7 protein-coding genes are annotated in these 6690 nt (G+C 70.7%); 6 read left to right on the top strand and 1 reads right to left on the bottom strand.

Going from position 1 to position 6690, the window contains the following annotated elements; translation table 11 throughout:
* The 3 genes from VF612_RS05870 to VF612_RS05860 form a co-directional block, all read left to right on the top strand.
* A partial coding sequence (locus VF612_RS05870; RefSeq protein WP_408658919.1) for an AMP-binding protein occupies positions 1-1286 on the top strand: 1286 nt, incomplete at its 5' end.
* 128 nt (positions 1287-1414) lie between these two features.
* Positions 1415-3070: an AMP-binding protein gene (locus VF612_RS05865; RefSeq protein ID WP_408658918.1), complete on the top strand. Its 1656-nt coding sequence runs from the start codon at positions 1415-1417 to the stop codon at positions 3068-3070.
* Entirely contained in the window at positions 3070-4440 is a 1371-nt protein-coding gene (locus tag VF612_RS05860; protein WP_408658917.1) for an MFS transporter, read from the top strand. The genes VF612_RS05865 and VF612_RS05860 overlap by 1 nt, the downstream gene beginning before the upstream one ends.
* Positions 4441-4573: 133 nt before the next feature.
* Here the strand turns inward: VF612_RS05860 and VF612_RS05855 are convergent, their stop codons facing one another.
* A complete protein-coding gene (locus VF612_RS05855) occupies positions 4574-4990 on the bottom strand; it encodes a hypothetical protein (RefSeq protein ID WP_408658916.1) in 417 nt (138 codons plus the stop codon).
* Between the two features lie 138 nt (positions 4991-5128).
* On the opposite strand from VF612_RS05855, the gene VF612_RS05850 reads away from it, so the two are divergent.
* The 3 genes from VF612_RS05850 to VF612_RS05840 all read left to right on the top strand — a co-directional run.
* Positions 5129-6274 carry an NAD(P)/FAD-dependent oxidoreductase gene (locus VF612_RS05850; RefSeq protein WP_408658915.1) on the top strand — a complete coding sequence of 382 codons (1146 nt, stop codon included), beginning with the start codon at positions 5129-5131 and terminating at the stop codon, positions 6272-6274.
* Positions 6271-6540, top strand: a complete 270-nt coding sequence (locus tag VF612_RS05845) for a (2Fe-2S)-binding protein (protein ID WP_408658914.1) — start codon at positions 6271-6273, stop codon at positions 6538-6540. The genes VF612_RS05850 and VF612_RS05845 overlap by 4 nt, the downstream gene beginning before the upstream one ends.
* Positions 6521-6690 (top strand): FAD-dependent oxidoreductase (locus VF612_RS05840; RefSeq protein ID WP_408658920.1); only part of this gene is annotated, 170 nt, incomplete at its 3' end. The genes VF612_RS05845 and VF612_RS05840, both read left to right, overlap by 20 nt.

Here is a 6690-nt window from a genome sequence, read left to right as displayed (position 1 = left end):
CTCGGAGGTCTTCCTCATGTCACGACGCCATGCCGAACAGCGTCACCAACGTCTGTGGTCAATACAACTACCTGCCTCGTCTCGCCGCGATGCCTCCGTCGCTGGCCCACCGGGTCGTGGTGCGTACCCTGCCCGGACGGGCGGACGGGCTGCTCGACTTCGACGAGTTCTTCGTCGAGACGCCCTGGGAGCAGAGTCATCCGCTGCCGGGCATCGACACGCTGGACGCCGACGACGTCGCGCTGCTGTTCACCTCCGGCACCACCGGCGCGCCCAAGGCGGTGGCGCACAGCCACAACACCCTGTTCGCGGCGGCGACCGCGCTGCCGGCGTGCTGGGGGCTGGGCGCGGACACCGTGGTCGCCGTTCCGCACTACATGACGCACTTGGCCGGGGTGATCTTCAGCTCCTACATGGCAGTCATCCTCGGGGGCACCTGCGTCATGCAGGACGACGGCGACATGGCCCTGCTGCTGGACATGATCGCCGAGCACGGGGTGACCTTCGTCTACGCGGCTCCGATGTTCGTGATGGGGCTGGTCGCCGAGCAGCGCAGGAACCCCCGCGACCTGTCCAGCCTGCGCATGCTGATCTCCGGCTCGGCGCCGATCCCGCCGCAGCTGATCGCCGACGTACGCGCCGTGCTGGGGGTGGAGCTCGGGGCGCTGTGGGGCATGACCGAGAACGGGCCGATCACCGTCACCCGGCCGGACGACCCGCAGGGCTGGGCGGCGCACAGCGATGGCTCGCTGGTGGCCGGCTCGGACCTGCGGATCGACGCCGACCCCGGCGAGTCACTGGGCCGGCTGCTGGTGCGCGGCCCGAGCCAGTGTCTGGGCTACCTCAACCAGCGCGAGGTCTACACCGGCTGCCTGGACGGCGACGGCTGGTTCGACACCGGCGACATGGCCCGGCCCGACGGCCGCGGCGGCATCCGGATCACCGGCCGGCGGGACGACCTGATCATCCGGCGCTGGGCTACCAAAGTGCCCACCCTGGAGGTCGAGGCCCTCCTGCTGCGGCATCCACAGGTCCGCGAGCTGGTGCTGATCGGCTATCCGGATCCCGAGGTGCCCAGTGCCGACGGCCTCTGCGCGGTGCTGGTCCCCGAAGGCCAGCCGCCTAGCCTGGACGAGCTCACCAGCTACCTCGAGGGGTTGGGCATGACCTGGCACAACTGGCCGGACCGGCTGGAGGTGCGTACCGAACTGCCCCGCAACGCCCTGGGCAAGGTCCAGCGGAAGGTGCTGCGGCACGAACTCGAGCAGGCGCAGCGGCCCGGGTAGCTGACGCCTGCCGTCAGCGGGTCACATCGGATCACCACTTATGGCGCGTTAACCCCTGCCCCGACAGACTGCTGCCTGACATCCGTCGAGGCGTCGAGCCTCGACGTCCCGCGTGGAAGGAGCTGCCGATGTGGGACACCTTGGTCCGCCCCCCGGCTGATCGGGCCGAATCCTTCCGGGCCAGCGGCAGGTGGCGGAGCGAGACGGTCCTGGACGATCTGCGGCGGTCGGTGGCCGAGCACCCGGACAAGCCGGCCATCATCAGCTACACCGGCGGCAGCCTGGCCCGCATCATCAGCTACGCCGAGCTCAGCGCGCTGGTGGACCGGTTCGCCGCCGCGCTGCTGGAGCTCGGCGTGCGACGCCAGGACGTCGTCGCCATCCACCTGCCGAACTGGTGGATGCTCAACCCGCTGTACCTGGCCTGCGCCCGGATCGGGGCGGTCCCGGCGCCGGTGATGCCCACCCTCGGCGCCCGGGAGCTCGGGCTGGTGCTGGCCGGCAGCGCCGCGAAGGTCTGCATCGTGCCCGACAGCTACCTCGACGCCGACTACGTCGAACGCCTCGCCGAGGCCGCCCCGGACACCCTGGCGCACCGGGTGGTGGTGCGCACCGGCCCGGCCGAGCCCGGCTCCGGTGACCTCATCGACTTCGGCGAGTTCTTCGTCGACACCCCGTGGGAGCAGACCCACCCGCTCGACGAGCTGCCCGCGCCGGACCCCGACGACGTCGCGCTGCTGCTGTTCACCTCCGGAACCACCGGCGCCCCCAAGGCGGTGGCGCACAGCCACAACACGCTGTACGCGGCGGCGTCCGCGGTGCCCGGCTGCTGGGGGTTCGATGCCGACTGCGTGGCCTCCGTCCCCCATCCCATGACCCATCTCGCCGGGGTGATCTTCGGCGTCTACCTGTCGGTGATCCTCGGCGGCACCTGCGCCATGCAGGACGACTTCGACATGAACACCCTGCTCGACATGATCGCCACCCACCGCCTGACGTTCGTCTATGCCGGGCCGCCGTTCGTGATCGCGCTCGTCGACGCGCAGCGGGAGAAACCCCGCGATCTGTCCAGCCTGAAGGCGCTGATCTCGGGCTCGGCGCCGATCCCGCCGCAGCTGGTCGACGACGTCCGCGAGGTCCTCGGGGTGGAGCTGGGCGCGCTGTGGGGGATGACCGAGAACGGCAGCATGACCGTCACCCGGCCCGATGACCCGCAGGGCTGGGCCGCCCACAGCGACGGCTCGCCGCTGGCCGGGGTGGAGCTGCGGATCGACGCCGAGGACGATGAGTCGCTGGGGCACCTGCTGGTGCGCAGCCCCAGCCAGTGCCTGGGCTACCTCAACCAGAAGGAGGTCTACCAAGGGTGCCTGGACTCCGACGGCTGGTTCGACACCGGCGACATGGCCCGGCCCGACGGCCGCGGCGGCATCCGGATCACCGGCCGGCGGGACGACCTGATCATCCGGCGCTGGGGCACCAAGGTGCCCACCCTGGAGGTGGAGGCGATCCTGCTGCGGCACCCGCGGATCCGCGAGGTCGTGCTGATCGGCTACCCGGACGTCGAGATCCCCACCCTGGACGGCCTGTGCGCGGTGCTGGTCCCGGCCGGGCCGCCGCCGACCGTGGAAGAGCTCTCCGAGTACCTGGACGGGCTGGGGATGACCTTCTACAACTGGCCGGACCGGGTGGAGGTCCGCACCGAGCTGCCGAAGAACCCGCTGGGCAAGGTCCAGCGCGGCATCCTGCGCAAGGAGCTGGAGCAGCTGGTCGGTGACCGGGGCTGATGCCCGACTCCGCCGACACCCAGCCCGCCAGCCCACCGCTGCCGGGCGCGGCTGAGCGACCTGCCGATCTGGCTGGCGCGGCTGAGCGACCTGCTGATCGCTCTGGCGCGGCTGACCTGCCGGCAGCGGCTGATCCGCCGACCACGGCTGGCGCCTACCGCCGGACCTTCGCGGTCAAGGGCGCATGGGGCTTCGTCCTCGCCGGCTTCGTGTCCCGGCTGCCCACCGCGATGCTGAGCCTGGCGCTGGTGCTGGCGATCACCGCCGAGAACGGCAACTACGCCCTGGCCGGCGCCGTCGCTGCCTCGGTCACCCTTGCCGTCGGGCTGTGCGGGCCGTTCATCGGCCGCCTTGCCGACCGCTACGGCCAGGCCATCGTGCTGGTGGTGGTGGTCTCGGCCTTCACCGTGTTCGTCGGCGCGCTGGTCCTCGCGGTGCGGATGGACGCCCCCGGCTGGACCTTCATCCCGCTGGCGCTGCTCGCAGGGGCGGTGATGCCGGTGACCTCGCCCCTGGTCCGGGCCCGGTGGACGAAGGCGCTGGCCGGCACCGAGCTGCTGCGCACCGCCTACGCCGTCGAGGGCGTCACCACCCAGGTGGTCTTCATCGCCGGGCCGGTCCTGGTCGCGTTCGTGGCCACCGGCATCGGCCCGGTGCCCGGCCTGCTCACCGTGCTCGGCCTGGCCGTGATCGGCACCCTGGCGCTGGCCGCGCAGCGGAGCAGCCAGCCCGAGCCGCATCACACCCCGACCCCGCGCGGCGAGGGTGTGATGCGCCTGACCGCGATGCGCCTGACCTTCGCCGTCGTGTTCGGCCTCGGCTCGATGATCGGCTCGGTGGAGATCATCACCATCGCCCGCGCGGCCCAGCTCGGCCATCGCAACCTCACCGGGGTGCTGCTGGGGCTCTGGGGCATCGGCAGCCTGACCGCCGGCCTGCTCTACGGCGCGCTGCCCATCCGCATCCCGCTCGTCCGGCAGCTGACCATCGTGATGACGGCGGCAGCGCTGGTGCACGTGCCGCTGATGTTCGCCAACGACATAGTCAGCCTCACCCTGGTGCTCGTGGTCGCCGGCGTGATCATCTCGCCGACGACCATCACGGCCAACGAGATCGTGCAGCGGACGGTGCCGGCGACCGCCTTCACCGAAGGCACCTACTGGCTCACCACGGCGGTGGCGTTCGGCATGACCACCGGCAACTTCCTCGGCGGCCTGGCCGTCAACCACCGGTTCGCCGGCAACAACCTGTACCTGGTTCCCGTGCTGTTCGGAGCCGCGGTGGCCGCCATGGTCTGGGCCGGGCGAGGCAGGTTGGCCGTCGCCGAGCACTTGACTGGCCCATCCGGGCCAGACCGTTCTCCCGGGTGAACACTGGCTCGCGGCTAGACGTGGTCATCGAGATTGTCGGCCGCGCACTCTGTTGCCGCGCCCCGCTCCTCCATGTGGACGTTTCTTCGGGTGATCCCACCGTCAGGGGCTGCAGGAATCCGGTATCCGAGGCCTAACTCTCGGCCCACTTCATCGTCGTCTCGATGATCTCCGTGAGCAGGAGATCGACGCGCTCCGCCACATCCGCGCGGCGCCCCTTGGCGAGTTTTGAAGGTCCCCCATCCGCTGCTCGCAACTGCATGTCAAGCGCCTTAGCCGTGCGGGTCCAGCTTCGGGCAAGCTCTTGTCGCTCGGGGACCGTTTGATCGGTCAGAGCGATGGTGGCGAACTCCTTGGCCAACTCGATCTGCCTGTGCAGCTTCGAACCAGGGCGGCGGGCGGTGAGACGGCTGCCCAGCTTGTCGGAGAGCTTTCCGAGCTGCGGATTCTTGTCGACCAGGGAAGTCAGCGTGCGCCACGCTTCGAGAGCCCGCGGGCCGTACTGGCGGCCGTATCTCATCGCCAGATCTAGTAGCTGGGCCTGGTTCATCGCTGTCTCCTATCGCGTGGCTTCTGCCGGATCGACCGAGCTCCCAGGAATATCTCAACTGCCGGGAATGAGGACCATTGCGGGCCTGACGAACCACACACTATGCGATAGGTCAGTGCTGTGTGACATAGTACTGAGATGGCACGGGTGGTCATCGTCGGAGCGGGCATCGTGGGCGCTGCCTGCGCCTTCTACGGCGCTCGGGCCGGCCTGGAGGTCACCGTCCTGGAGCGTGGCGCCGTCGCCGCCGGCACGACCGGCGCCGGTGAGGGCAACCTGTTGCTCTCGGACAAGGAGGCCGGTCCCGAGCTGCAGCTGGCGTTGCGGTCCTCCCTGCTGTGGAACGAACTCGGCGACGAGCTGGGCGGCGCTGGCTTCGAGCTCGAGCGCAAGGGCGGCGTGGTGGTGGCCAGCAGTCCCGAGGGGCTCACGGCGCTGCGCCGGTTCGCTGCCGTCCAACGCGCTCTCGGGGTGGACAGCGAGCCGTTGGATCAGTCCCAGCTGCACGAGGCCGAGCCGCACCTGTCCCGGGCGCTGGCGGGCGGCGCCTTCTATCCGGGCGACCTGCAGGTCCAGCCCATGCTCGCCGCCGCGACCCTGCTCGCCGCCGCTCGCCGGCATGGCGCGCTGGTGCGAACCGGTGTCGAGGTGACTGGCGCCGTGCTGGCCGATGGCCGCCTCACCGGGGTGCGCACCAGCGCGGGCACGGCGCCGGCCGATTACGTGGTCAACGCGTCGGGCACCTGGGGCGGCCAGGTGTCGGCCGCGCTCGGAGCCGAAGTGCCGATCCTGCCGCGGCGCGGCTTCATCCTGGTCACCGAGCCGCTGCCGCGGATCGTCCGGCACAAGGTGTACTCGGCCGACTACGTCGCCAATGTCGCCTCCGACAGCGAAGGCCTGGAGCTGTCGCCGGTCGTCGAGGGAACCAGGTCCGGGACGGTGCTGATCGGCGCCAGCCGGGAACGGGTGGGCTTCGACCGGACCATCTCGATTCCGGTGGTGCGGCAGCTCGCCGCGCAGGCGATCGCGCTGTTCCCGGTGCTGGCCAGGATCAACCTGATGCGGGTGTACGCGGGGTTCCGGCCCTACTGCCCGGACCATCTCCCCGTCATCGGCGCGGACCCGCGGCTTCCCGGGCTGCTGCACGCCTGTGGGCACGAGGGCGCCGGCATCGGCCTCGCGCCGGCCACCGGAGAGCTGATCGCCCACCTGATCACCGGCCAACCGACCAGCGTGGATCCCAAGCCCTTCGCTCCCGAACGTCTGATCGGACAGTTGACATGACCAGCTTCGGTTTCGATGACAGTGAGATCGACTTCGCCGACGGCCAGACCGTGGGCGCCGCGCTGATCGACGCAGGCATCTACGGCTGGCGGGTGACCAGGCGGGGCGGAACCCGGCGTGGCCTGTTCTGCGGCATCGGCGTCTGCTACGACTGCCTGGTCACCGTGGACGGCGCCCCGAATCAACGCGCCTGCCTAATTCCGGCCCGGGCCGGCATGACCGTCACCACCCAGACCGGGACGGGCCATGATGACCTCGCCTGCTGACTCCCCCGAGCGCCCCTCGGTCGCGGTCATCGGCGCAGGTCCGGCCGGCCTCGCCGCCGCCGTGCATGCCGCCGAGCAGGGCGCGCTGACCGTCCTTCTCGACTCCGCGGCCCGGGTGGGTGGCCAGTACTGGCGCCACCAGAAGGCCGG

The sequence above is a fragment of the Jatrophihabitans sp. genome (assembly GCF_036388195.1).
Lineage (GTDB): Bacteria > Actinomycetota > Actinomycetes > Mycobacteriales > Jatrophihabitantaceae > Jatrophihabitans_A.
Note: the sequence above shows the minus strand (reverse complement) of the source record. Positions and strands in the feature narration are given on the sequence as shown.